Origin of the sequence: Streptomyces sp. NBC_00102 (assembly GCF_026343115.1) — a bacterium.
Classification (GTDB): domain Bacteria; phylum Actinomycetota; class Actinomycetes; order Streptomycetales; family Streptomycetaceae; genus Streptomyces.
On record NZ_JAPEMC010000001.1, the window covers coordinates 5,211,605 to 5,233,844 of the forward strand.

15 protein-coding genes are annotated in these 22,240 nt (G+C 69.0%); 9 read left to right on the top strand and 6 right to left on the bottom strand.

Going from position 1 to position 22,240, the window contains the following annotated elements:
- The first annotated feature begins 8 nt into the window (after positions 1-8).
- The 6 genes from OHA55_RS23285 to OHA55_RS23310 all read left to right on the top strand — a co-directional run bounded on the left by OHA55_RS23285 (position 9) and on the right by OHA55_RS23310 (position 4,767).
- Positions 9-923, top strand: a complete 915-nt coding sequence (locus tag OHA55_RS23285) for a TIGR03619 family F420-dependent LLM class oxidoreductase (protein ID WP_266709335.1) — start codon at positions 9-11, stop codon at positions 921-923.
- An 81-nt stretch (positions 924-1,004) separates the two neighbouring features.
- Complete coding sequence (locus tag OHA55_RS23290; protein WP_266709337.1) at positions 1,005-1,412, top strand: SRPBCC family protein; 408 nt, start codon at positions 1,005-1,007, stop codon at positions 1,410-1,412.
- Complete coding sequence (locus tag OHA55_RS23295; RefSeq protein WP_266709339.1) at positions 1,412-2,635, top strand: acyltransferase; 1,224 nt, start codon at positions 1,412-1,414, stop codon at positions 2,633-2,635. The genes OHA55_RS23290 and OHA55_RS23295 overlap by 1 nt, the downstream gene beginning before the upstream one ends.
- 15 nt (positions 2,636-2,650) lie before the next feature.
- A complete protein-coding gene (locus tag OHA55_RS23300; protein ID WP_266709341.1) occupies positions 2,651-3,865 on the top strand; it encodes a cytochrome P450 in 1,215 nt (404 codons plus the stop codon).
- Positions 3,866-3,871: 6 nt separating this feature from the next.
- Positions 3,872-4,105 carry a ferredoxin gene (locus tag OHA55_RS23305; RefSeq protein ID WP_266709343.1) on the top strand — a complete coding sequence of 78 codons (234 nt, stop codon included), beginning with the start codon at positions 3,872-3,874 and terminating at the stop codon, positions 4,103-4,105.
- 293 nt (positions 4,106-4,398) lie between these two features.
- A complete protein-coding gene (locus OHA55_RS23310; protein WP_266709345.1) occupies positions 4,399-4,767 on the top strand; it encodes a helix-turn-helix domain-containing protein in 369 nt (122 codons plus the stop codon).
- Positions 4,768-4,871: 104 nt separating this feature from the next.
- On the opposite strand, the gene OHA55_RS23315 is transcribed toward OHA55_RS23310, so the two are convergent.
- Genes OHA55_RS23315 through OHA55_RS23335 form a run of 4 tightly spaced genes read right to left on the bottom strand, consistent with a single transcriptional unit; the run spans position 4,872 to position 15,880 of the window.
- The gene (locus OHA55_RS23315) at positions 4,872-6,461 is read right to left on the bottom strand and encodes a bifunctional 3-(3-hydroxy-phenyl)propionate/3-hydroxycinnamic acid hydroxylase (RefSeq protein ID WP_266709347.1); all 1,590 of its coding nucleotides are present in this window, start codon (positions 6,459-6,461) and stop codon (positions 4,872-4,874) included.
- Entirely contained in the window at positions 6,458-7,243 is a 786-nt protein-coding gene (locus OHA55_RS23320) for an arylamine N-acetyltransferase (RefSeq protein ID WP_266709349.1), read from the bottom strand. Before OHA55_RS23320 ends, OHA55_RS23315 begins: the two co-directional genes overlap by 4 nt.
- Position 7,244: 1 nt before the next feature.
- Positions 7,245-10,454: a beta-ketoacyl synthase N-terminal-like domain-containing protein gene (locus OHA55_RS36525; protein WP_323180442.1), complete on the bottom strand. Its 3,210-nt coding sequence runs from the start codon at positions 10,452-10,454 to the stop codon at positions 7,245-7,247.
- The gene (locus OHA55_RS23335; protein WP_323180443.1) at positions 10,451-15,880 is read right to left on the bottom strand and encodes a type I polyketide synthase; all 5,430 of its coding nucleotides are present in this window, start codon (positions 15,878-15,880) and stop codon (positions 10,451-10,453) included. Before OHA55_RS23335 ends, OHA55_RS36525 begins: the two co-directional genes overlap by 4 nt.
- Positions 15,881-16,102: 222 nt before the next feature.
- On the opposite strand from OHA55_RS23335, the gene OHA55_RS23350 reads away from it, so the two are divergent.
- From OHA55_RS23350 to OHA55_RS23360, 3 genes are all read left to right on the top strand, one after another.
- Positions 16,103-17,014, top strand: a complete 912-nt coding sequence (locus tag OHA55_RS23350) for an NADP-dependent oxidoreductase (protein ID WP_266709351.1) — start codon at positions 16,103-16,105, stop codon at positions 17,012-17,014.
- A gap of 183 nt (positions 17,015-17,197) precedes the next feature.
- The gene (locus tag OHA55_RS23355) at positions 17,198-18,661 is read left to right on the top strand and encodes an MFS transporter (protein WP_323180444.1); all 1,464 of its coding nucleotides are present in this window, start codon (positions 17,198-17,200) and stop codon (positions 18,659-18,661) included.
- A gap of 389 nt (positions 18,662-19,050) precedes the next feature.
- Positions 19,051-20,502, top strand: a complete 1,452-nt coding sequence (locus OHA55_RS23360) for an FAD-binding oxidoreductase (protein WP_266709355.1) — start codon at positions 19,051-19,053, stop codon at positions 20,500-20,502.
- A gap of 173 nt (positions 20,503-20,675) precedes the next feature.
- Here OHA55_RS23360 and OHA55_RS23365 read toward each other — a convergent pair whose 3' ends face one another.
- Both OHA55_RS23365 and OHA55_RS23370 read right to left on the bottom strand, forming a co-directional pair.
- Positions 20,676-21,575, bottom strand: a complete 900-nt coding sequence (locus OHA55_RS23365) for a nucleotidyl transferase AbiEii/AbiGii toxin family protein (RefSeq protein ID WP_266709357.1) — start codon at positions 21,573-21,575, stop codon at positions 20,676-20,678.
- Complete coding sequence (locus tag OHA55_RS23370) at positions 21,575-22,189, bottom strand: hypothetical protein (protein WP_266709359.1); 615 nt, start codon at positions 22,187-22,189, stop codon at positions 21,575-21,577. Before OHA55_RS23370 ends, OHA55_RS23365 begins: the two co-directional genes overlap by 1 nt.
- Between the last annotated feature and the right edge of the window lie 51 nt (positions 22,190-22,240).

Below are 22,240 nucleotides of genomic sequence, written 5' to 3' on the forward strand. Positions count from 1 at the left end.
GGAAACACATGGAACTGGGATACGCACTTCCCACCTCAGGAGTGCTCGCCACCCCCGAGAACATCAGCCGGATCGCCACCACCGCCGAACGGATCGGCTACGACTCGCTGTGGACCTACGAGCGGCTGCTGCGCCCCGTGGACCCGGTCGTGCCCATCGGCGGCGGCGAACCGCAGCCCGTTCCCGACATGTACACCACCGTGTTTGAGCCACTGGTCACCCTGAGCCATGTCGCGGCGCTGACCGAACGCATCAAGCTCGGCACCAGCGTCATCGACGCCCTGCTGCACCCGCCGGTCGTGCTCGCCCGCCGGTTCGCCACCCTGGACAGGTTCAGCGGCGGCCGGGTGGTGGCCGGTGTCGGGCAGGGCTGGATGCGCCCCGAGTTCGAGACCGCCAACGTGCCCATGAGCCGGATGGGCGCCGGTTTCGAAGAGGTGGTCACGGCGATGAAGGCGTGCTGGGGGCCCGATCCGGTCGCCTTCAAGGGACGCTTCTACACGATCGTCCCGTCCGAGGTGAACCCCAAGCCGGCCGGACGGATACCGGTCCTGGTGGGGGCGATGACACCGGCCGGAATCCGGCGCGCCGCGCGCATCGCCGACGGACTCAACCCCGTCGTCGTCTCGCGGGACAGCCTGCTCGGCGCGGCCCAGCTCTTCCGCGAGGGCGCCAAGGACGAGGGCCGGGACCCCTCCGCCCTGACGGTCGTCGGCCGGGCCAACGTACCGCTGTCGGACAAGCCCCTCGGCAAGGACCGGCCCTTCCTCGGCGGTTCCCCCGAGCAGATCGCCGACGACCTGGCCTCGCTGCGCGGTACCGGGATCGATCAGATCTTCTTCGCGAACATGACCGCTTCCGACATCGACGAAGAGGTCCACTTCCTGGAGCGCATCAAGGAAGCCGCCCTTTCCGCGGAGTGACGAACGACAGCCCCGGGAGAGGCTGTTCATAGGGGTTCATGAGGGGTGGTTCGTCGCTGACGGGCCACCCATCATGCATACATGGCATCCATTATTCGGGAATTCGCAGTGGCCGCCGACGCCGAAGTGGCCTGGGCCGCTTTGGAAGAAGTCGGCAAGGTGAACCAACTCATCACCTTCCTCGGCCCGGTCACCGTGGAGGGCGACGTCCGCCGCGTGGACATGGCCGAGAACGGCATCATCGAGGAACTGATCGTGAGCGTCGACCCGGCGCTGCGCCGCATGTCCTACAGCGTGCGCCAGGGACCGTGGGCCCTGACCCACCACCACTCCGTCATGCAGGTCCTCCCGCCGGCCGAGGGCGACAGCGGCTCGCGTGTGGCCTGGCTCGTCGACCTGAAGCCCGACTCCCTCGCCGAGGAGTTCGCCGCCGGGATGGAGGGGGCCGTCGAGGCCATGAAGGCGTCCCTGGGCAAGGCGACGCCCTGATGGGACGGGAGACGGCGACCGCCCCGCAGCGCGGCGGACGCGACCTGCCCGCGCTGACCGGAATCCGCTTCTTCGCGGCTCTCCTGGTTTTCCTCGCGCACGCGTCCCTCCTGTACAACCCGCTGGATCTCTCGGTCCCCATCAATCTGTTCCGGGACCGGACGATCGCGGACAACATGGCGAAGATCTTCGCCCCCGCGGGATTCGTCGGAGTGTCGTTCTTCTTCGTGCTCAGCGGATTCGTCCTGACATGGTCCCGGCGCGAAAAGGACACCGCCACCGGATTCTGGCGGCGCAGGCTGCTCAAGATTTTCCCGAACCACCTGGTGACCTGGGCGCTCACCATGTTCCTGTTCGCGGCCGCCTACACCCCGATGCACGCCTGGCTGCCGAACCTGTTCCTGCTGCACTCGTTCAGCCCGCAGTCGGACACCAACAACAGCGTCAACGTCCCGGCCTGGTCGCTCTGTTCGGAGCTCCTCTTCTACCTGCTGTTCCCGGTGATCATCCGGCCGCTGGCCCGGATCGCCGACCGCAGGCTGTGGTTCTGGGCGGGCGGCGCGGTGGCGGGGGTCGCGGTGATCGCCCTCCTGGCGCGGTACGTCATACCCGCCGGGCAGTCGTTCCCGCTCGCCCCCCTGCCCATGACCAAGATGTGGTTCGGCTACCTCTTCCCGCCGTCCCGCCTGTTCGAATTCGTGCTGGGCATCCTGCTGGCACGCATCGTCATGGCCGGACTCTGGCCCCGGATCGGTGCCTGGCCCATCGCGGTGCTCGCGCTGGCCGGCTACGTCGCGGCCGTCGAGGTGCCCAGCCCGTACAACTTCTCGCTCACCACCATCGTGCCCGTCTCCGCCATCATCTGCGCCGTGGCCTCCCACGACGCCCGGGGCGGCAAGTCGGTGCTCAACCACCCCTTCCTGGTATGGCTCGGCACCGTCTCCTTCGGCATGTACATGGGCCAGGTCATACCGATCTTCTACGGACGCCTCAAACTGCTCGGCGGAGACACCTACAGCACCCCCGCCGCCCTCGGGCTCCTGCTGCTCCTGCTGGCCTCCTGCGTCCTGCTCGGCTGGCTGCTGCACACCCTGGTGGAGGCGCCGGTCATGCGCCGCTGGGGCCGTAGCAGGCCGAAGCCGGGCCCCACCCCCACCCCGTCCGCCGGCCGGTCCACCGACCCGGCCGCATCGACGCCGGTCACGCCCGGCACCCCGATCTGAGAGAGGTACCCAGCGATGTCGTCCCCGGACAGCTCCCCGGACCATGAGGTGGAGACCTACCCGTTCGGTCCCTACCAGCGCCTCGACATGCACCCCAAGTACGCCCAGTACCGCACCGAACGGCCCGTGGTCAGGGTGCGGATGCCCTACGGCGGTGAGGCATGGCTGGCCACCAACTACGAGGACAGCAAGACCGTCATGGCCGACCCGCGCTTCAGCCGGGCCGCCACGATCGGCGCCGACGTGCCGCGTTCCCGCCAGGCCTTCGAGGACCCCATCATCGTGGCCCTCGACCCGCCCGAGCACACCCGGCTGCGCAAGCTCGTCACGAAGGCGTTCACCAGCCGTCGCATCGAACGGCTGCGGCCCAACGTCCAGTCGATCGTCGACAAACTCGTCGACGACCTGATCGCCACCGGCGGTCCGGCCGATCTCGCCGAGACCGTCGCCTGGCCGCTCCCGATCACCGTCATCTGCGAACTCCTCGGTGTCCCCGCGGCCGACCAGCAGAAGTTCCGGGCGCTCGTCGACGTCTGGCTCACGACCGGTGACGAGCGGCCCCTCGAAGAGGTGAGCGCCGCGCTCAAGGAGCTCATGGGCTACATGGGCGACCTCATCGGCAAGCGGCGCGCCGAACCCCAGGACGACCTGCTCTCCGCGCTGACGGCGGCCAGCGAGGACGGCGACAAGCTCAGCGAGGACGAACTGGTCCTGCTCGGCATCACCCTCCTCGCCGCCGGCCACAAGACGACGGCCAACCAGCTCAGCAGCCACGTCTTCGCCCTGCTGGAGGACCGCGAGCGCTGGGAGGAACTGGTCGCCTCCCCGGAACTCGTCCCGAGCGCCGTCGAGGAACTGCTGCGCTACGCCCCGCTCGCGCCCGCATCCGACAACACCCGGATCGCCCTGGAGGACGTGGAGCTGAGCGGACAGCTCATCAAGGCCGGCGAGGCGGTCATGATCAACTACGCGTCCGCCAACCGTGACGCGTCGGTCTTCCCGAACCCGGACCGGCTCGACTTCCACCGGGAGACCAACCCGCACGTGGCCTTCGGGCACGGCCTGCACCACTGCCTGGGCGCACCGCTGGCCCGGATGGAGCTGCAGCTCGCCCTCACCGCGCTCGTCACCCGGCTGCCGCAGCTCGAACTCGCGGTCCCCGCCGGGGAGGTGCCCTGGCGCAAGGAGTCGGTCGCCCGCGGGGTGCGCGAGCTGCCGGTGCGGTGGTGAGACCGGATGGACGAGACCCGCTGGACGGTCCGGGTGGAACGGTCGGCCTGTCTTGGCACGGGGGTGTGCGCCAGTGTCTTCCCCACCCGCTTCGCGATCAGCGGCGGGAAGTCCCGGGCGCTGCGCGAGGACAACGACCCCGATGAGGAACTCCTCGACGCCGCCGACCTCTGCCCGATGGGAGCCATCCGCGTCACGGACAGGGCCACGGGAGTGAGCGTGCTGCCCGAGGAAGACTGAGCGCCGCCCCGGTCGGGGTGCCGGACCCCCTGGGTCCCGTCACCCGGCCGGGGCGCGGTGCTGTCCGGGGGAAGGCGGTGCGGGTGCGTCCAAGGGCTGTCACGGGGGAGGGGAGCGGCCCGGCGACGGGGAGGGGGAGCGTCCGGTGACGGTCGGGGGGAGCGGTGCGGTGAATCCGGCGCGGGGGCGTGAGGATGGCGTGAAGTCGCCCCCACCGGATGCTTCTTCGGGTGCACTGATGTAACAGTGGTGCACAAATGTGACGATGGACAAAAGACGTGGAAAGGCAGCCAATGACAGTCGTCATGGACGTGACCGGTACCCAGAGCGAGGCGTGCACGGTTCTCGACGTCCTCAACCGCGTCAGCAGCAAGTGGAGCATCGGCATTCTTCTGCTCACCATGAAGGGACCCGTCCGCTTCACCGAGCTGGAACGCGCACTGCCCGGCATCAGCCGGCGCATGCTCACCCTCACCCTGCGCAACCTGGAACGCGACGGTCTGCTGAACCGGGTCGTCTACCCCACCGCCCCGCCCCGCGTCGAGTACACCGCGACCGAGATCGCCGCCGAGCTCTACCACTCGCTCACCGGACTCACCGAGTGGGCCCGCCGGCACCAGAGCACCGTCGCCGCCCACCGCGACAGCCACAGCTGCTCCTGACAGCCCGGACGGGCGGGGCGGGGAGCGGAACCCATTCCGGGTACCCGCTCCCCGCCCCGCCCGCCTGGTCGGCCCCGGGGGACCGCGCCGTCGGCCGTACGCCCTCAGACCGCCAGCCGCGCCGCCAGCCCGTCCAGGAGCGCGGCGAGCGCGGGCCCGTCGGCCGCGGCCCCGTACAGGTAGAAGTCCGGGCGCACCACCGCGGCCACCGCGCCCTTGCCCGCCAGATACGGCAGATAGACGTCCTCGACGTCCTCCACCGTCCCGGTGCCCGTCTCCGGGCCCGAGGGGTGCGGTGAGCCCGCCGGTCGTACCCACACCGTCCGCACGCCCAGCGCCGCCAGCGCGGCGGAACGCTCCGCGTCCAGCAGGGTGTCCGGCGCCGACGAGGTCAGCAGGACGAACCCGGTACCGGACACCTCGTCGAACAGGCCCGCCCGCCCGTCCGCGGCGACCCGGCCCTGCGGCGTCAACTCCCCGCCGGAGCCTGTCCCTCCACGGTGCAGGAAACCGCTCAGGAGCGGGGCCACGGCGGAAGGCTGCCGGGCCGGTCCGGGCGAGCGGCGGCGCAGCGCCTTCATCAGCTCCGCCTGTTCCCGCGCGGTCTCCGGATCGGTCTGGCAGATGACCCGGCCCAGACTCACCGACATCCCGATGGCGTGCCGTACGTGCTCCCGCCGCTCCTCGGTGTACGTGTCCAGCAGGTCCTCGCCCGCCCGGCCGGTCAGGACCAGACGGAGCTTCCAGGCCAGATTGGCGGCGTCCCGGAAACCGGAGGACATCCCCTGTGCGGCGAACGGGGGCATCAGATGTGCCGAGTCCCCCGCCAGCAGCAGCCGTCCGGAGCGCCAACGCCGCGCGTGCTTCGCCTCGAAGGTGTAGACGGCGTGGCGTTCCAGCTCCGCGTCGCCGGGGCCGACGCCGACCTCCCCCAGCAGCCGCCAGACGGTGTCCGGCTTGTCCAGCTCCTCGGGCGTCTCGGAGTCCAGCTTCATGAACTCCCAGCGCCGGTGCCCCGGTCCCGCCGAGACGGCGGTGCGCGGCCGCGCCGGGTCGCACACCTGGAGGTTGTTCGGCCGGTAGGTACGCGGAGTGCGCGGCACGATGTCGCAGATGAGCCAGTCGTGACGGAACCCGAGGTCTTCGAAGTCCGCGTCCATGTGCCGGCGTACGAAACTGTTCGCCCCGTCGCAGCCGACCACCCAGTCGGCGGTGACCGCGATCCGCCCACCGTCCTCGCCGACGGCCTCCACGGTCACCGGTCCGTCCCCGTCCGGCTGGGCCAGACCGACCGCCTCGTACCCCCGCAGCAAGCGCAGCGAGGGCAGTTCGGCCCCCCGGCCGGCCAACGCCTCCTCCAGCCCGGGCTGGTACATGGAGGTGGAATCCGGCCAGCCCGAGAGGCCGGGGCCGTGCGCCTCGTAGTGCATCAACTCCTCGCCGTTCTCGTCGAGCCAGCTGTAGTCCCCGGAGGGCTCGCCGAAGGCGCCGACCCGTTCGCCCAGCCCGGCGGAGGCCAGGATGCGCGCGGACTCACCGTCGAAGGCCACCGCCCTGGGGCGGGGGTACGGCCGCGGCCACCGCTCCAGCACGGTGACCTCGGTACCGTCCTGGGCCAGCAGCACCGAGAGCAACTGGCCGACCGGCCCGTACCCGACGACCAGGACCTGCGTCCGCTCGGCGACCGGGCTCACTCGGCACGTCCGAGGATCTGCTCGGTAGCCGCCTCGTAGGCCGCCGGCGTCACCAGGACCTTCACCGTCTCGACCCCGTCGTCCACGGTGAGCAGCCGCCGCCCCACCAGCACCCGCTGCCCCGTCTCGAAGGACCGGGCCCGGATGACGGTGTCCGCGGCGACCAGCTCGCCCTCCCAGTTCCAGGCGTCCTCCTCGGAGGACGGGGCGGGCGCGGCCCACTCCGAGAGCTCCCGGGGACGGTCCTGGAGACGGTAGACGGCCTGCCACGCGCCGTCCTTGATGCGCCGCTCGACCACCAGGTACCCCTCGGACTCGATCACCCGGTAGTCGACTCCGTACTGGTGCTGCACCTCGGGGCCGACCTTCAGGGGCTCCAGGAAGCCCGGACCGGCGAAGCCGACGTCCGTCAGCCAGAGATCGCCGTCCAGCCGCACACCGAGGAACATGTGCTCCAGGTCCGGTCCGAACGTTCCGCCGGGACCGCGTACGCCCGCCGACAGATGGTCGACGCGGTAGCCGAGGCTCAGCAGCAACCGCCGGAAGAGGCCGTTGAGTTCGAAGCAGACCCCGCCCCTGCCCTCGGCGACCACGGGCCCGAACACGACGTCCATGTCCAGGTCGACGTCGGCCAGCGACGAGGTGCCCTGTCCGGTCCGGGCGGAGTTGTCGAAGGGTATGGCCATCAGGTGCTGCTTCTGAAGACGCCGCAGCGTCTCCGGGGTGGCTTCGGTCCCGCCGTCGTGGCCCAGGCGGTCGAGGTAGGTGGCGACGTCGAACATGTCAGGCGCTCCTGGAGGTGAAGAGGGATTCCTGAAGGTGTTCCGCGAGCATCGCGGGGGTGGCGTAGTCGAACAGGAGAGTGACCGGCAGGCGCAGTCCCGTCGATTCGGAGATCCGGTTGCGCAGTTCCACCGCGCTGAGCGAGTTGAAGCCTTCCTCGAAGAAGGCCGCGTCGGTCGGGAATTCCTCGCCCTCGTGCCCGAGGGTGGCCGAAGCCGACGTGCGGACGAGCGTCAGGAGTTCCTTGAGCTGTTCTTCCGCCGAAAGGCCGGCGAGCCTTTCTCCGAGCGACATCTCTTTCTCCGTTTCCGTTTCCGGTTCCGGCAGGGAGATCCGGCCGCCCGAACGCGGCCCCGAACCCTCCAGCCAGTAGTTCTTGTGTTGGAAGGGGTAGGTGGGGGTGTTGGTGTGGGGGGTGGTGGTTTGGGTGGGTGTGGGTGGGTGTGTGGTGGTGTGGGTATGGAGGGTGGCGGTGGCGGTGAGGAGTTGGTGGGGGGTGTCGTGGTGGCGGGTGAGGGTGGGGGTGGTGAGGGTGGGGTGGGGGGTGTTTTCGAGGGTGTTTTGGATGCTGGGGGTGAGGACGGGGTGGGGGCTGGTTTCGATGAATGTGCGGTGGTTTTGTTCGATGAGGTTTTTGATGCTGTTGTGGAATTGGACGGTGTGGCGGAGGTTTCGGTACCAGTATTCGGCGGTGAGGGTGGTGGTGTCGGTGATGTATTGCTGTTCGAGGGTGGAGTAGTAGGGGGTGTGGGCTTGGGTGGGTTTGATGTCGGCGAGGAGGGTGGTGATGGTGTCTTTTATTTTTTCGACGTGGGTGGTGTGTGAGGCGTAGTCGACGGGGATGGTGCGGGTTTGGATGTTGTTGGTGGTGCAGTGGTTTTTGATTTCTTGGAGGGTGGTGGGGTTTCCGGCGATGACGGTGGAGTGGGGGCCGTTGAGGGCGGCTATTTGGGCGTGGGGTGTCCAGGGTTGGATGAGTTGGGTGGTTTCTTGGTGGGGGAGGGTGAGGTGGAGCATGCCGCCGTGGCCGGTGAGGGTGGTGGCGATGGCTTGGCTGCGGAGGGTGACGATTTTTGCGGCGTCTTGGAGGGTGAGGGCGCCGGCGATGTGGGCTGCGGCGATTTCGCCTTGGGAGTGGCCGATGACGGTGTGGGGGGTGATGCCTTGGTGGTGCCAGAGGTGGGCGAGGGCTGTCATGAGGGCGAAGGTGGTGGGTTGGACGACGTCGACGCGGTCGAGGGTGGGGGCGTTGGGGTGTTGGCGGATGACGTCGGTGAGTTTCCAGTCGGTGTAGGGGGTGAGGGCTTGTTCGATGGTGTGGATGTGGTGGGCGAAGGTGGGGCTGGTGTCGAGGAGTTGGGCGCCCATGCCGTTCCATTGGGTGCCTTGTCCGGGGAAGACGAGGGCGGTTTTGCCGGTGGTGGTGGCGTGGCCGGTGATGAGGTTGGGGTGGGGGGTGTTGTTGGCGAGGGCGTTGAGTGCGGTGTGGGTGGTGGTGTGGTCGGTGGTGATGAGGGTGGCGCGGTGGGGGTGGTGGGTGCGGTGGGTGAGGGTGTGTTGGAGGTGGGTGAGGTCGAGTTCGGGGTGTTGGGTGAGGTGGTGGGCGAGGCGTTGGGCGGTGGCGCGTAGGGCGGTGGGTGTTTTGGCGGAGAGGGGGAGGAGGAGGGGGGCGTCGGGGGTGAAGAGGGGGAGTTTTTCGGGGGTGTCGGCGTGAGTGCTGGTGGTGCTGTCGGTGGTGTCGGTGGTGTCCGCCTGGTTGGTGCTGTTGGTGCTGTTGGTGCTGTTGGTGCTGTTGGTGCTGTTGGTGGTGTTTTCGGTGGGGGTGGGGGGTTGTTCGATGATGATGTGGGCGTTGGTGCCGCTGACGCCGAAGGAGGAGATGGCGGCGCGGCGGGGGTGGTTGGTGGTGGGCCAGGGTTGGGGGTGTTGGAGGAGGTGGATGTTGCTGTTGTTCCAGTCGACTTGGGGGGTGGGTTGGTCGATGTGGAGGGTTTGGGGGAGGTGGTTGTGGCGGATGGCTTCGACCATTTTTATGAGGCCGGCGACGCCTGCGGCGGCTTGGGTGTGGCCGATGTTGGATTTGAGTGAGCCGAGGTAGAGGGGGTGGGTGGTGTGGTGGGGGCCGTAGGTGTTGATGAGTGCTTGGGCTTCGATGGGGTCGCCGAGGGTGGTGCCGGTGCCGTGGCCTTCGACGGCGTCGATGTCGGTGGGGGTGAGGCGGGCGTTGGTGAGGGCTTGGTTGATGACGCGTTGTTGGGAGGGGCCGTTGGGGGCGGTGAGTCCGTTGGAGGCTCCGTCTTGGTTGACGGCGGTGCCGCGGATGAGGGCGTGGATGGGGTGGTTGTTTTTCTGGGCGTCGCTGAGGCGTTCGAGGAGGATGAGTCCGGCGCCTTCTGACCAGCCGGTTCCGTCGGCGGCTGCGGCGTAGGGTTTGCAGCGGCCGTCGGGGGCGAGTCCGCGTTGGCGGGAGAATTCGATGAAGGTGGCGGGGGTGGCCATGACGGCGACGCCGCCGGCGAGGGCCATCGAGCATTCCTTGTTGCGGAGGGCCTGGACGCCGAGGTGGATCGCCACCAGAGACGACGAACACGCCGTGTCCACGGTGATGGCCGGCCCTTCGAGACCGAACATGTAGGAGATGCGGCCGGAGGCGACGCTGCCGGTGTTCCCCACCCCCAGTGAGGCTTCGAGCTCCGGGGGAATCTCCGTCAGGCGGGACGCGTAGTCGTGGTACATCAGGCCGGCGAACACCCCGATGTCCGACCCGCGCAGCGCGCTCGGGTCGAGCCCGGTGCGCTCGAACGTCTCCCAGGCGACTTCGAGCAGGATGCGCTGCTGGGGGTTCATCGCGAGGGCCTCGCGCGGTGAGATGCCGAAGAACTCCGCGTCGAATCCGCCCGCCCCGTGGAGGAATCCGCCCTCACGTGTGTAGGAGGTTCCGGGGTTGTCGGGATCGGGGTCGTACAGGGAATCCAGATCCCAGCCCCGGTCCTCGGGAAATGCCGAGATCGCGTCCTTTCCCTCGGCCACCAGCTGCCAGAGGTCCTCGGGCGACTGCACACCCCCCGGAAGCCGGCAGCCCATGCCCACGATCGCGATCGGTTCCGATGCCGCGCCGGTGATGCGGTCGTTCTCGGAGCGCAGCCGTTCGTTCTCCATCAGAGCGGTGCGGAGTGCTTCGACGATGCGGTTGTCCGTCGTGGTGGTCATGATGCCTCTCCGGGAGTGTGCGTGTCGGTGGATGACGTACCGAGCGCTCGTGCCACCAGGTCGTCCACGTCCATGGACGCGATGAGATCCAGCGTCCGGCTGGTTTCGTCGTCGGCCTCCTCCGCCGGTTCCTCCTCGGCGGGGATGCCGGGCAGCAGCGCGCGGCGCAACTCCGCCGCCAGTACGGCCGGGGTCGGGTAGTCGAACACCAGGGTCACCGGCAGCCGGACGCCGGTGCCGCGGGCCAGCCGGTTGCGCAGCTCCACGGCGAGCATCGAGTCGAAGCCGATCTCCTTGAACGCCTGGTCCGGATCGACCGCCTCCTCGGGCGGCAGCCCGAGCACGTCCGAGACCTGCTCACTGACCAACTGGACGAGCAGGGCCAGCCGGTCGCTCTCGGTGAGTGCGGTCAGCCGGTCGCTCAGCGAGGTACCGGCCGGACCGCCCTGCCCGGCCGCCCGCCTCGGCTGCCGTACCATGCGGCGCAGCAGCGGGGACAGGTTCCCGTCGGCGGCTTGGGCGCCGAGCGAGGCGAAGTCCAGCCGGGCGGGCATGAGCAGTGCCTCGGAAGAGCGCAACGCGGCGTCGAACAGGGCGAGCCCTTCGTCGCTGCCGAGCGGGACCGCGCCCCGTCGCGACAGCCGGCCCCGGTCGGTGTCGGCCAGGTGCGTCGTCATGCCGGACGCCTCGGACCACAGGCCCCAGGCCAGGGAGACGGCGGGCAGTCCCCGGGCGTGGCGGTACTCGGCCAGTCCGTCCAGGAAGCCGTTGGCCGCGGCGTAGTTGGCCTGACCGGGGCTGCCGAGCACGCCCGCGGCGGACGAGAAGAGCACGAACGCCGCCAGTCCCAGGTGCTCGGTCCGGGTGTGCAGGTGCCAGGCCGCGTCGGCCTTCGGCCGCAGCACGGTGTCGAACCGTTCCGGGGTCAGATCGGCGAGCATCCCGTCGTCGAGAACCCCGGAGGTGTGCACCACCGCGGTCAGCCGGTGTTCGGCGGGGATGCCGGACAGCAGCTTGTCCAGCTCGCCGGGGTCGGACACGTCGCAGGCGGCCACCGTGGCGGAGGCGCCGAGCGCCTCGAGTTCCGCCACGAGTTCCGGAGCCCCTTCGGCCGCCGGGCCCCGCCTGCTGACCAGCACCAGGTGCCGGATGCCGTGGTTGCTGACCAGGTGCCGTGCGACCAGGGTGCCCAGCGTTCCGGTACCGCCGGTCACCAGCACGGAACCCTCGGGATCCAGCCGGGTCGCGGGCGCGTCCTCGTTCCCGTGGCGCCGCCGGGCCAGCCGGGGGACCGACAGCCGTGTTCCGCGCAGGGCGAGTTGGGGCTCACCGAGGGCGGCCAGCGACCGTGTCCGGTCCGCCGGGAGATCCTCGTCGGTGTCGATGGCGACGATCCGTCCGGGGTGCTCGGCCTGAGCGGTACGCAGCAGTCCCCAGAGCGCCGCCGCCGAGGGATCGGGCTGGTCTCCTGCGACCGCCGACACGGCCCCCCGGGTGACGACCACCAGGCGGGAGGAGTCCGAACCGGCCCGCGCGTCCCACTCCCGCAGCTCCCCGAGCAGCCGTCCGGTGAGCTCACGGACGCGTACCGGCTGATCCTCAAATTCCGCCGCCCACGCGGAGGTGTCCACCGTGCGGGTCTCCGCGGAGTCCTCGCCGTCCTGGACGGGCTCCGCCACGGGAAGCCACACGGTGGCGAACAGGGAATCCGTCACCCCGGTCCCGGAACCGGCCTGTGCTGTACGGAAGGTGAGCGTCCCCACGGTCGCCACCGGAGCCCCGGTCTCGTCCGCGAGGGCGAGAGCCACCGTGTCCTCGCCGAGGCGTGTCACGTGCACCCGCAGGGCGGCGGCTCCGAAGGCGTGCAGGGCCACGTCGTTCCAGGCGAACGGCAGACGTACCCCGCCCTCGGCGTCCTCCGGCGCGGCGAAGCCGCAGGCATGGAGGGCCGCGTCCAGCAGCGCGGGGTGCAACCCGAACGACTCCGCCTCCTCACGCAGTTCCTCGGGGAGCCGCACCTCCGCGAAGACCTCCTCGCCCCGGGTCCACACCGCGCGCAACCCGCGGAAGGCCGGCCCGTACCCGTATCCCTCGCGCTCCTTGCGGTCGTAGAAGTCGCCGAGGTCCACCGCCACCGCGCCGACCGGCGGCCAGAGAGCGAGATCCGCGTCCGCCGAGCCCGCGCCGGTGACCCCGCCCGCCCCGAGCACACCGGCGGCGTGCCGTGTCCACTGCGCGGTCGACCCGTCGGACTCGCCCGGACCCGAGTGCACCCCGACGGCTCGCCGCCCCTCGGCGTCCGCCGCACCGACGACCACGCGCACCCGCCGTGCGACGCCCGGGTCGAGCGTCAGCGGCGACTCGATCACCAGCTCCTCCAGGAGGCCGGCGCCCACCTCGTCGCCCGTACGGATGGCCAGTTCCACGATGCCGCTGCCCGGTACCAGTACCTGGCCCGAGACCGCGTGGTCGGCGAGCCACGTGTGTGTACGGGTCGACAACCGACCCGCCGCGACGGTTCCTCCGTCGTCCGGCAGTTCCACGAAGGTGCCCAGCATCGGGTGGCCGGCCGGGTCGACGCCCGCGCCCGTCAGCCCGGTGGCACCGGTCCGCACCGGTTCCAGCCAGTAGTTCTTGTGTTGGAAGGGGTAGGTGGGGGTGTTGGTGTGGGGGGTGGTGGTTTGGGTGGGTGTGGGTGGGTGTGTGGTGGTGTGGGTGTGGAGGGTGGCGGTGGCGGTGAGGAGTTGGTGGGGGGTGTCGTGGTGGCGGGTGAGGGTGGGGGTGGTGAGGGTGGGGTGGGGGGTGTTTTCGAGGGTGTTTTGGATGCTGGGGGTGAGGACGGGGTGGGGGCTGGTTTCGATGAATGTGCGGTGGTTTTGTTCGATGAGGTTTTTGATGCTGTTGTGGAATTGGACGGTGTGGCGGAGGTTTCGGTACCAGTATTCGGCGGTGAGGGTGGTGGTGTCGGTGATGTATTGCTGTTCGAGGGTGGAGTAGTAGGGGGTGTGGGCTTGGGTGGGTTTGATGTCGGCGAGGAGGGTGGTGATGGTGTCTTTTATTTTTTCGACGTGGGTGGTGTGTGAGGCGTAGTCGACGGGGATGGTGCGGGTTTGGATGTTGTTGGTGGTGCAGTGGTTTTTGATTTCTTGGAGGGTGGTGGGGTTTCCGGCGATGACGGTGGAGTGGGGGCCGTTGAGGGCGGCTATTTGGGCGTGGGGTGTCCAGGGTTGGATGAGTTGGGTGGTTTCTTGGTGGGGGAGGGTGAGGTGGAGCATGCCGCCGTGGCCGGTGAGGGTGGTGGCGATGGCTTGGCTGCGGAGGGTGACGATTTTTGCGGCGTCTTGGAGGGTGAGGGCGCCGGCGATGTGGGCTGCGGCGATTTCGCCTTGGGAGTGGCCGATGACGGTGTGGGGGGTGATGCCTTGGTGGTGCCAGAGGTGGGCGAGGGCGGTCATGAGGGCGAAGGTGGTGGGTTGGACGACGTCGACGCGGTCGAGGGTGGGGGCGTTGGGGTGTTGGCGGATGACGTCGGTGAGTTTCCAGTCGGTGTAGGGGGTGAGGGCTTGTTCGATGGTGTGGATGTGGTGGGCGAAGGTGGGGCTGGTGTCGAGGAGTTGGGCGCCCATGCCGTTCCATTGGGTGCCTTGTCCGGGGAAGACGAGGGCGGTTTTGCCGGTGGTGGTGGCGTGGCCGGTGATGAGGTTGGGGTGGGGGGTGTTGTTGGCGAGGGCGTTGAGTGCGGTGTGGGTGGTGGTGTGGTCGGTGGTGATGAGGGTGGCGCGGTGGGGGTGGTGGGTGCGGTGGGTGAGGGTGTGTTGGAGGTGGGTGAGGTCGAGTTCGGGGTGTTGGGTGAGGTGGTGGACGAGGCGTTGGGCGGTGGCGCGTAGGGCGGTGGGTGTTTTGGCGGAGAGGGGGAGGAGGAGGGGGGCGTCGGGGGTGAAGAGGGGGAGTTTTTCGGGGGTGTCGGCGTGAGTGCTGGTGGTGCTGTCGGTGGTGTCGGTGGTGTCCGCCTGGTTGGTGCTGTTGGTGGTGTTTTCGGTGGGGGTGGGGGGTTGTTCGATGATGATGTGGGCGTTGGTGCCGCTGACGCCGAAGGAGGAGATGGCGGCGCGGCGGGGGTGGTTGGTGGTGGGCCAGGGTTGGGGGTGTTGGAGGAGGTGGATGTTGCTGTTGTTCCAGTCGACTTGGGGGGTGGGTTGGTCGATGTGGAGGGTTTGGGGGAGGTGGTTGTGGCGGATGGCTTCGACCATTTTTATGAGGCCGGCGACGCCTGCGGCGGCTTGGGTGTGGCCGATGTTGGATTTGAGTGAGCCGAGGTAGAGGGGGTGGGTGGTGTGGTGGGGGCCGTAGGTGTTGATGAGTGCTTGGGCTTCGATGGGGTCGCCGAGGGTGGTGCCGGTGCCGTGGCCTTCGACGGCGTCGATGTCGGTGGGGGTGAGGCGGGCGTTGGTGAGGGCTTGGTTGATGACGCGTTGTTGGGAGGGGCCGTTGGGGGCGGTGAGTCCGTTGGAGGCTCCGTCTTGGTTGACGGCGGTGCCGCGGATGAGGGCGTGGATGGGGTGGTTGTTTTTCTGGGCGTCGCTGAGGCGTTCGAGGAGGATGAGTCCGGCGCCTTCTGACCAGCCGGTTCCGTCGGCGGCTGCGGCGTAGGGTTTGCAGCGGCCGTCGGGGGCGAGTCCGCGTTGGCGGGAGAATTCGATGAAGGTGGCGGGGGTGGCCATGACGGCGACGCCGCCGGCGAGGGCCATCGAGCATTCCTTGTTGCGGAGGGCCTGGACGCCGAGGTGGATCGCCACCAGAGACGACGAACACGCCGTCTCGACCGTCACCGCCGGGCCTTCGAGTCCGAAGGTGTACGACAGTCGGCCCGTGGTCGCACTGCCCGAGTTGCCGATGCCGAGGAATCCCTCCACGTCCGGCGGGACCTGCTCCATTACGGGGGCGTAGTCGTGGTACATCACCCCGGCGAACACCCCGATGTCCTGTCCGGTGAGACCAGTGGGATCAAGCCCGGTGCGCTCGAACGTCTCCCAGGCGACTTCGAGCAGGATGCGCTGCTGGGGGTTCATCGCGAGGGCCTCGCGCGGAGAGATGCCGAAGAACTCCGCGTCGAATCCGCCCGCCCCGTGGAGGAATCCGCCCTCCTTCGTGTAAGAGGTTCCGACATGGTCGGGATCGGGGTCGTACAGGGAATCCAGATCCCAGCCCCGGTCCTCCGGAAATGCCGAGATCGCGTCCTTTCCCTCGGCCACCAGCTGCCAGAGGTCCTCGGGCGACTGCACACCCCCCGGAAGCCGGCAGCCCATGCCCACGATCGCGATCGGCTCGTGTTGTTCCGACTCCAGATCCGTCAGCTGATTGCGGGCATGACGCAGATCGACCAGCGCGCGCTTGAGGTAATCGCGCAGCTTATCGTCACCGGACATCTTGGAATTCCCTTCGAAATGCTGACCGGCGCCGCACGGGATTCGGCCAGACGTTCGTCACCCAGCGTGCTTCACAGTCTGGCTTCGGCCCGGCCGGGGCAGCCCCCTGAGGCACCCCCTATGGCATCCCTAACTTCGATCGGCTGACTCGGCGTCGGACGTGGTGTAAAAAACTGGTGGACCGGAAGATCCGGTCCACTGGCGAATAGGGGTGCGGAGCGCATGCGCAAGGCGATTCAGTACGAATACGGCGGTCCTGAGGTGTTACGGATCATCGAGGCGGACAGGCCCGAGCCGGGCCCCGGCGAGGTGCTCGTCCGGGTGCGGGCGGCCTCGGTGAACTTCGGCGAGACCAAGCTCCGTACCGGAGTGGCGAAGGCGGGTCCGCTGCCGTTCACCCTGGGCTCCGACCTCTCGGGAACCGTCGAAGCGACCGGCCCGGGGGCCAGCCGGTTCCAGCCCGGTGACGAGGTCTACGGCGTCCGGTTCGTCGGCACCTACGCGGAGTACGTCGCCGTCCAGGAAGACGGACTCGCCCTGAAACCCGACGTACTCGACCACGTCGGGGCCGCGGCTCTCCCGGTGGCCGGGCTCACCGCCCTCGCCGCGGTGGAAGAAGCGCGGTGCGGGCCCGGGCAGCGCATCCTGATCCACGCCGCGGCGGGCGGAGTCGGCCACCTCGCCGTCCAACTGGCGAAGGAGAAGGGTGCGTTCGTGCTCGCGACGGCTCGCGCCGCCAAGCACGACTTCCTGGCCGGACTCGGTGCCGACGAGGTCGTGGACTACACGACGACCGACTTCACCCAGGCCGTCCGGGACGTGGACGTGGTGTTCGACCTGGTGGGCGGAGCCTACGGCCCCCGATCGCTCGACTCGTTGCGCCCCGGCGGCCTGCTGCTGAGCGCGGTGCTCGACCCCGGTCTCGACGAGAACGAGGCCGAGAAGCGTGGAATGCGCTACAAGTGGGTATCGCTCCGCCCCACGAGCTCCGAACTGGAGAAGCTCACCGACCTGGTGACCCGGGGGAAGCTGCGTCCGCACGTGGAGCGGACGTACCCGCTGGAGGAACTCACGGACGCCCACCGAGCCGCCGACGCGGGCCGCGTCACCGGAAAGCTGGTCGTCACGGTGTGAGCGTCACCCGGCCCTCGCACGTGTTTGCCGGTACTCCGGCGCTCTGACCTGGGCGGGCACATGAATGTTTCCGGGAAACAGAAATGTTCCTTCTTGTGCCCGCCGGAAAGGACCGTGAACCTGTAACCAAATCTACGAATTTCTCCGGAGGTAACCATGCCCACGGCCGCCACAGCAGGCTCCGTGAAGAATCGCTGGGTAGCGCTCATCGTGCTGTGCACCGGCTTCCTGATGATCATCCTCGACCAGACGATCGTCAATGTGGCGCTCCCGTCCATCCAGAAGGATCTGCACTTCTCGCCGGCCAACCTGGCCTGGGTGGTCAACGCGTACCTGATCGCCTTCGGCGGTCTGCTGCTGCTGGCCGGGCGCCTGGGCGACCTCATCGGCCGTAAGACGGTCTTCCTCAGCGGTGTGTTCTTGTTCACCGCCGCCTCCGTCTGGTGCGGCGCGTCCAACAGCGAGGGCATGCTGATCGCGGCACGCTTCGTGCAGGGCGCGGGCGGTGCGGTCACCTCCGCCGTACTGCTGGGCATGGTGGTGACCCTCTTCCCCGAACCCGCCGGGCAGGCCAAGGCGATCGGTGTCTACAGCTTCGTCGGTTCCGGTGGCGCCTCGATCGGTCTGCTCGCCGGTGGTGTGCTGACCGAGGCCATCAGCTGGCACTGGATCTTCTACGTGAACATCCCGGTCGGCCTCGCGGTGGGCCTGGTGGGTCTGAAGGTGCTGGACAAGGAGTCCGGTGCCGGGCTGAGCCGTGGCGCGGACGTGCTGGGCTCGCTCCTGGTCACCGCCACCCTGATGCTGGGCGTGTACACGATCCTGAAGGTCGAGGACCACGGCTGGCTCTCCGGGCACACGCTCGGCTTCGGAGCCGCGACCGTCGTCCTGCTGGCGGCCTTCGTGGTGCGTCAGGCGAAGGCGAAGACCCCGATCCTGCCGCTCGCGATCCTCCGGACCCCGAACCTGGCGGGGGCCAACCTGGTGCTCGGCATGATGCTGGCGGGGATGTTCGGTTACCTCTTCCTCGGGTCGCTCTACCTCCAGTACGTCCTGGACTACGACCCGCTGGAGATCGGCCTCGCCTTCCTCCCGGTGGCCGTCGCGATCGGCCTGTTCTCGCTCATCGTCTCGCCCCGGCTCAACATGCGGTTCGGCATGAAGGCGGTGCTGCTGCCCAGCCTGGCCAGCATCGCGATCGGCCTGGCCCTGCTCGGCCGCGCCCCCGTCGGCGGACAGTACGTCTCCGACGTGCTGCCCGCGCTCCTGCTCCTCGGTATCGGCGGCGGTCTGGCCTTCCCGGCCCTGGTCCAGCTCGCGATGTCCGGCGCCCGGCCCGAGGACTCGGGGCTCGCCTCCGGCATCAACAACACGATGCAGCAGGTGGGCGGCGCCCTCGGCCTCGCCGTGCTCGCGACCCTGGCGGCCTCCCGGACGCGCAGCGCCGCGGCCGACGGTCAGGACACCGCGGCCTCCCTGGTGTCGGGCTACCACCTCGCCTTCGCCGTGGCCTCGGGCATCGTCGTCGCCGGCCTGGTCGTCGGGGCCCTCGTGCTCCGCAAGCCGCCGGCCCCGGCAGCCGCCGCCCCGGCCGACGAGGCGGCAGCACCGCTGCCGCGCGACGTCGCCGACAACCGCGCGGGCTGACCCTCCCGAAGCGGTGGTACCGGCGGCCCACCCCCGTGCCGCCGGTACCACCATGCGCACGACCCGGCGACCTGCCCCATGGCGCGCGCAGGACCCGGTGAGTACCCCCGTGACGCGTATGCCCTGATGAACCCCCGTGACGGGCCCCGCGGAAGGCCCCGGTGGCGAACCCCGGTGGCGAACCCCGGTGGGAGCCCCGGCGGGAAGAGCCGTCGACGAGGCCGGTGGCCGTACCCGCCCGCGACCGAACCCGCTGATCATGAGGGGGGCTTCAGGGGTGCCGGACCTCAGCGTTCCGCGCCTAACGTTCCTTTGTTCCATGTGAGTTCTGCAAGAAAGCCTGGAGGAGTGTCGTGAACCGAGAATCCCGTCTTCGCAATGGAGACCCCGTGACCACCGGACGGAACGCCGGCGGTACGGTCCGCTGGGACGAGCTCACCGCCCAGGTGGAGGGGACGGTGGTCCTGCCCTCCGACCAGGAGTACGCCTTCGCCAAGCAGGGAATTCTCGAGTACTTCGACTCCATATCCCCCCGGGCGGTCGTCTACTGCGCGTCGGCGGCGGACGTGAGCGCCACCGTCCGCTTCGCCCGCCGCCACCACCTTCCGGTCCGGCCCCGCAGCGGCGGTCACAACCTGGCGGGCTGGTCCACCGGCGAGGGCGTCGTCGTCGACCTGTCCCGCATGAACGGTGTGGTGGTCGGTCCCTCGACGGTACGCATCGGCCCGGGTGCGCAGTCGATCGACGCGCTGACCGAACTGGCCGCGCACGGCAAGCAGATCATCACCGGAACCTGCCCCACGGTGTGCGCGGGCGGCTACCTCTCAGGCGGCGGAATCGGCCTGCAGACCAGAAAGTTCGGCATCGGCAGCGACCGTGTGGTGGCGGCGCGGGTGGTACTGGCCGACGGGCGGGAGGTACGCGTCTCCGCCACCGAACACCCCGACCTTTTCTGGGCGGTACGCGGGGGAGGCGGCGGTGTTTTCGGCATCGTCGTCGAGTTCGAGGTGGAGCCGATCGACGCGCCCACGATGGTCTACTACAACACCATGTGGCCGTGGGAGAAGGCCCTCGAAGTGGTGACCGAATGGCAGGAGTGGTGTGCACGCGGCTCGGTCGACCTCGGGTCCGTCCTCAGCCTCCTGGTCCTCGACGGAGCGGCCGAGGACGAGCCGATGGTCCAGATCAACGGCGGCTACCACGGCGACGAGGCCGGCATCGCGACGGCCCTCGACGAACTCGCCGCCGCCGTCGGCGCCGAACCACTGCTCCGCACGGTCGAGGAACTCCCCTACGACCAGGCGATGAAGCACGTGTACGGCTGCGAGACGATCACCGTCACGGCCTGCCACCGCGAGGGCACCAACCCCGAAGCCGTCCTGCCGCGCCAGCCGTACATGCACGAGCGGACCCGGCTGCTGGCACGGCCGACGGGCGCCACCGCGGCCAAGGAACTCCTCGACGCCTTCAGCGCCGACCTCCGGGAGGGCCAGGGCCGGAACCTCTACCTCATGGCCCTGGGCGGAGTGGCCAACGAGGTGGGCCGCACCGACACCGCGTACGTCCACCGGGACGCCGAGTTCTTCGTGGCCTTCGCCACCCTGCTGTGGACGTCGTCCCCCAGCACCGAGGAGGAGGAGGCCGCCGAAGCGTGGCCGACCCGCGGCTTCGAGGTGGTCGACCCGCTCTCCACCGGCGGGACCTACCTCAACTTCCCCAACCCCGACGTGGACGACTGGCAGGCGGCCTACCACGGTGAGAACTACGCCCGGCTGGCCGAGGTGAAGCGCTCCTACGACCCGGACAACTTCTTCAAGCACCCGCAGAGCATCACCGGCTGAACCCGCCGTGCCCCGGGCCCCGCGCGCGTGACGCGACGCGGGGCCCGAGGCGTTCCGCCGACGACCGCCGGGCCCCCACCACGCCGGTACACGCCACGGGACAGTTCCGGGGCCTGCGGAATCAGCACTCGATGATGTTCACCCCAAGGCCTGGTCGGTCGACCAGGTCTGGTTCATGACCACGTGAGGGTCGCCGCACTCCAAGTGAGGCTGACAGCGTCGCCGTTGAGGAGTGTGTCTGCGAAGGCGGTGACCTGCCGGACGACGTCCGTGAAGCGTTCGGGGTAGCTGGTTGCGGCGGGGCCTTGCCGACGGCGCCAGGCGGTGTAGGAGGTCTGGCGGCGCTCGGCGAGGTCGGTGATGGTGGAGCTGAGGGGTTTCAGGGTGATACCGCGGTGTGTGGCGGTGGCGGTCAGTGCTGTGGTGAGTTCTTGGCCGTCCAGGTCGTTGAGGGTGAGCAAGCGGTAGAGGTCGCCGTAGTCGCGGTCGCGGGTGTTGAGGTCGCCGAGTGAGACAGCGGTGGAGAGTTTCTCGGCGATGACGGTGGCCAGTGGGTAACCGAAGATCTGGAAGCTTTCCTCCGTGAGCTGTTGTGGGTAGTCGATGAGCCGGGGGACGGGCGTGACGGGGTCGCCAAAGCTGACGTCCAGTTGGATTTTGAGTCGCGCTCGGGCGATGGAAGCGGCCATGGACAGGCGTAGGCCGTGGTATTCGTCCTCCTCGCGGATGGGAACCGTCTTGAGCGCCGTGTCATCGAACACCACTCCGTCGTCGCTCTCGGTGGCGGCGATGGCCGCGATTCTGTGGATGATCTCGGTTTCTGTGCCTGGGAACGACCGGCCGAGGATGTCGATGTCGCGGGTCATTCGACGTGCGCCGAACTGGGCGAGCAGCAGGCCACCCTTGAGAACGAAGTGCTCCCGGCCCAGGGGTGATGAGGCCAGGCGGTAGAGGAACCGTTCGAGGACGTACTCGACCATGACCTCGTCCGTTGACCGGCTGGTGCGGCGGGCCAGGTTGCGCAGGTCGTTGTAGACGCGGCCGGCCGTGGTGCTGCGGGTGGGGTTGGCCATCAGGCGAGCACCGCTTCTACGGCGGGGCGGACGACGGAGAGAGCGTCCAACTCGCTTGCGACGTGCTGAAGTTCGCTGACTCCGCCTCGCCCGCTCCGGCGCAGGTAGCGGCCGATCGCGGACAGGGCGAGGGTCTCGCCGAGGCGGCTGCGGTGGCGCATCGCGTCGACGACGCTGCGGGCCGCGTTGTACATGGGGATGGTCTCTCCCGGGGCTGCTTCGAACCGTTCGATACCGAGGTCGAAGGTCTTCGCGGCGTACTGCGCCACCACGGTCGGCGGGTAGGAAATCGTCGGGCGGCGTGTACCGCGCGGCACGGCGATGTGTACTGCTGTGGGGATGTCGTCGATCAGCTCATGCAGGGCCAAGGCGGATTCACCGCACACGACGGCGCGAGAAGCCCGTGCGCACACGGCCAGCAGATCCGCGTGCGCGGTCTCCGGGGCGTCTGCACGCCGGTACACCCCACGGGACAGTTCGTCTATCTCCGCTTCCGTGACCAATTGCGCCAGATCGCGAGGGGAGAGCAGGGCCTGACGTGCTTGCGCCGTCGTGAATGTGGGGGGTAGTCCGGCCAGCCGCTGTTTCAGGCGCGAGTTTTCCGCAGCATCCATGTATCAAATGGTACCCCTCGTGTGGTCCTGAGGGATCGATTTGATACATCC

What these genes read in the sequence shown, in the direction of transcription:
- OHA55_RS23350 (WP_266709351.1), top strand. Translation starts at nt 16,103, where the DNA reads ATGCGCAAGGCGATTCAGTACGAATACGGCGGTCCTGAGGTGTTACGG.
- OHA55_RS23320 (WP_266709349.1), bottom strand. Translation starts at nt 7,243, where the DNA reads ATGTTCGACGTCGCCACCTACCTCGACCGCCTGGGCCACGACGGCGGG.
- OHA55_RS23310 (WP_266709345.1), top strand. Translation starts at nt 4,399, where the DNA reads ATGACAGTCGTCATGGACGTGACCGGTACCCAGAGCGAGGCGTGCACG.
- OHA55_RS23305 (WP_266709343.1), top strand. Translation starts at nt 3,872, where the DNA reads ATGGACGAGACCCGCTGGACGGTCCGGGTGGAACGGTCGGCCTGTCTT.
- OHA55_RS23295 (WP_266709339.1), top strand. Translation starts at nt 1,412, where the DNA reads ATGGGACGGGAGACGGCGACCGCCCCGCAGCGCGGCGGACGCGACCTG.
- OHA55_RS23300 (WP_266709341.1), top strand. Translation starts at nt 2,651, where the DNA reads ATGTCGTCCCCGGACAGCTCCCCGGACCATGAGGTGGAGACCTACCCG.
- OHA55_RS23365 (WP_266709357.1), bottom strand. Translation starts at nt 21,575, where the DNA reads ATGGCCAACCCCACCCGCAGCACCACGGCCGGCCGCGTCTACAACGAC.
- OHA55_RS23285 (WP_266709335.1), top strand. Translation starts at nt 9, where the DNA reads ATGGAACTGGGATACGCACTTCCCACCTCAGGAGTGCTCGCCACCCCC.
- OHA55_RS23370 (WP_266709359.1), bottom strand. Translation starts at nt 22,189, where the DNA reads ATGGATGCTGCGGAAAACTCGCGCCTGAAACAGCGGCTGGCCGGACTA.
- OHA55_RS36525 (WP_323180442.1), bottom strand. Translation starts at nt 10,454, where the DNA reads ATGACCACCACGACGGACAACCGCATCGTCGAAGCACTCCGCACCGCT.
- OHA55_RS23335 (WP_323180443.1), bottom strand. Translation starts at nt 15,880, where the DNA reads ATGTCCGGTGACGATAAGCTGCGCGATTACCTCAAGCGCGCGCTGGTC.
- OHA55_RS23290 (WP_266709337.1), top strand. Translation starts at nt 1,005, where the DNA reads ATGGCATCCATTATTCGGGAATTCGCAGTGGCCGCCGACGCCGAAGTG.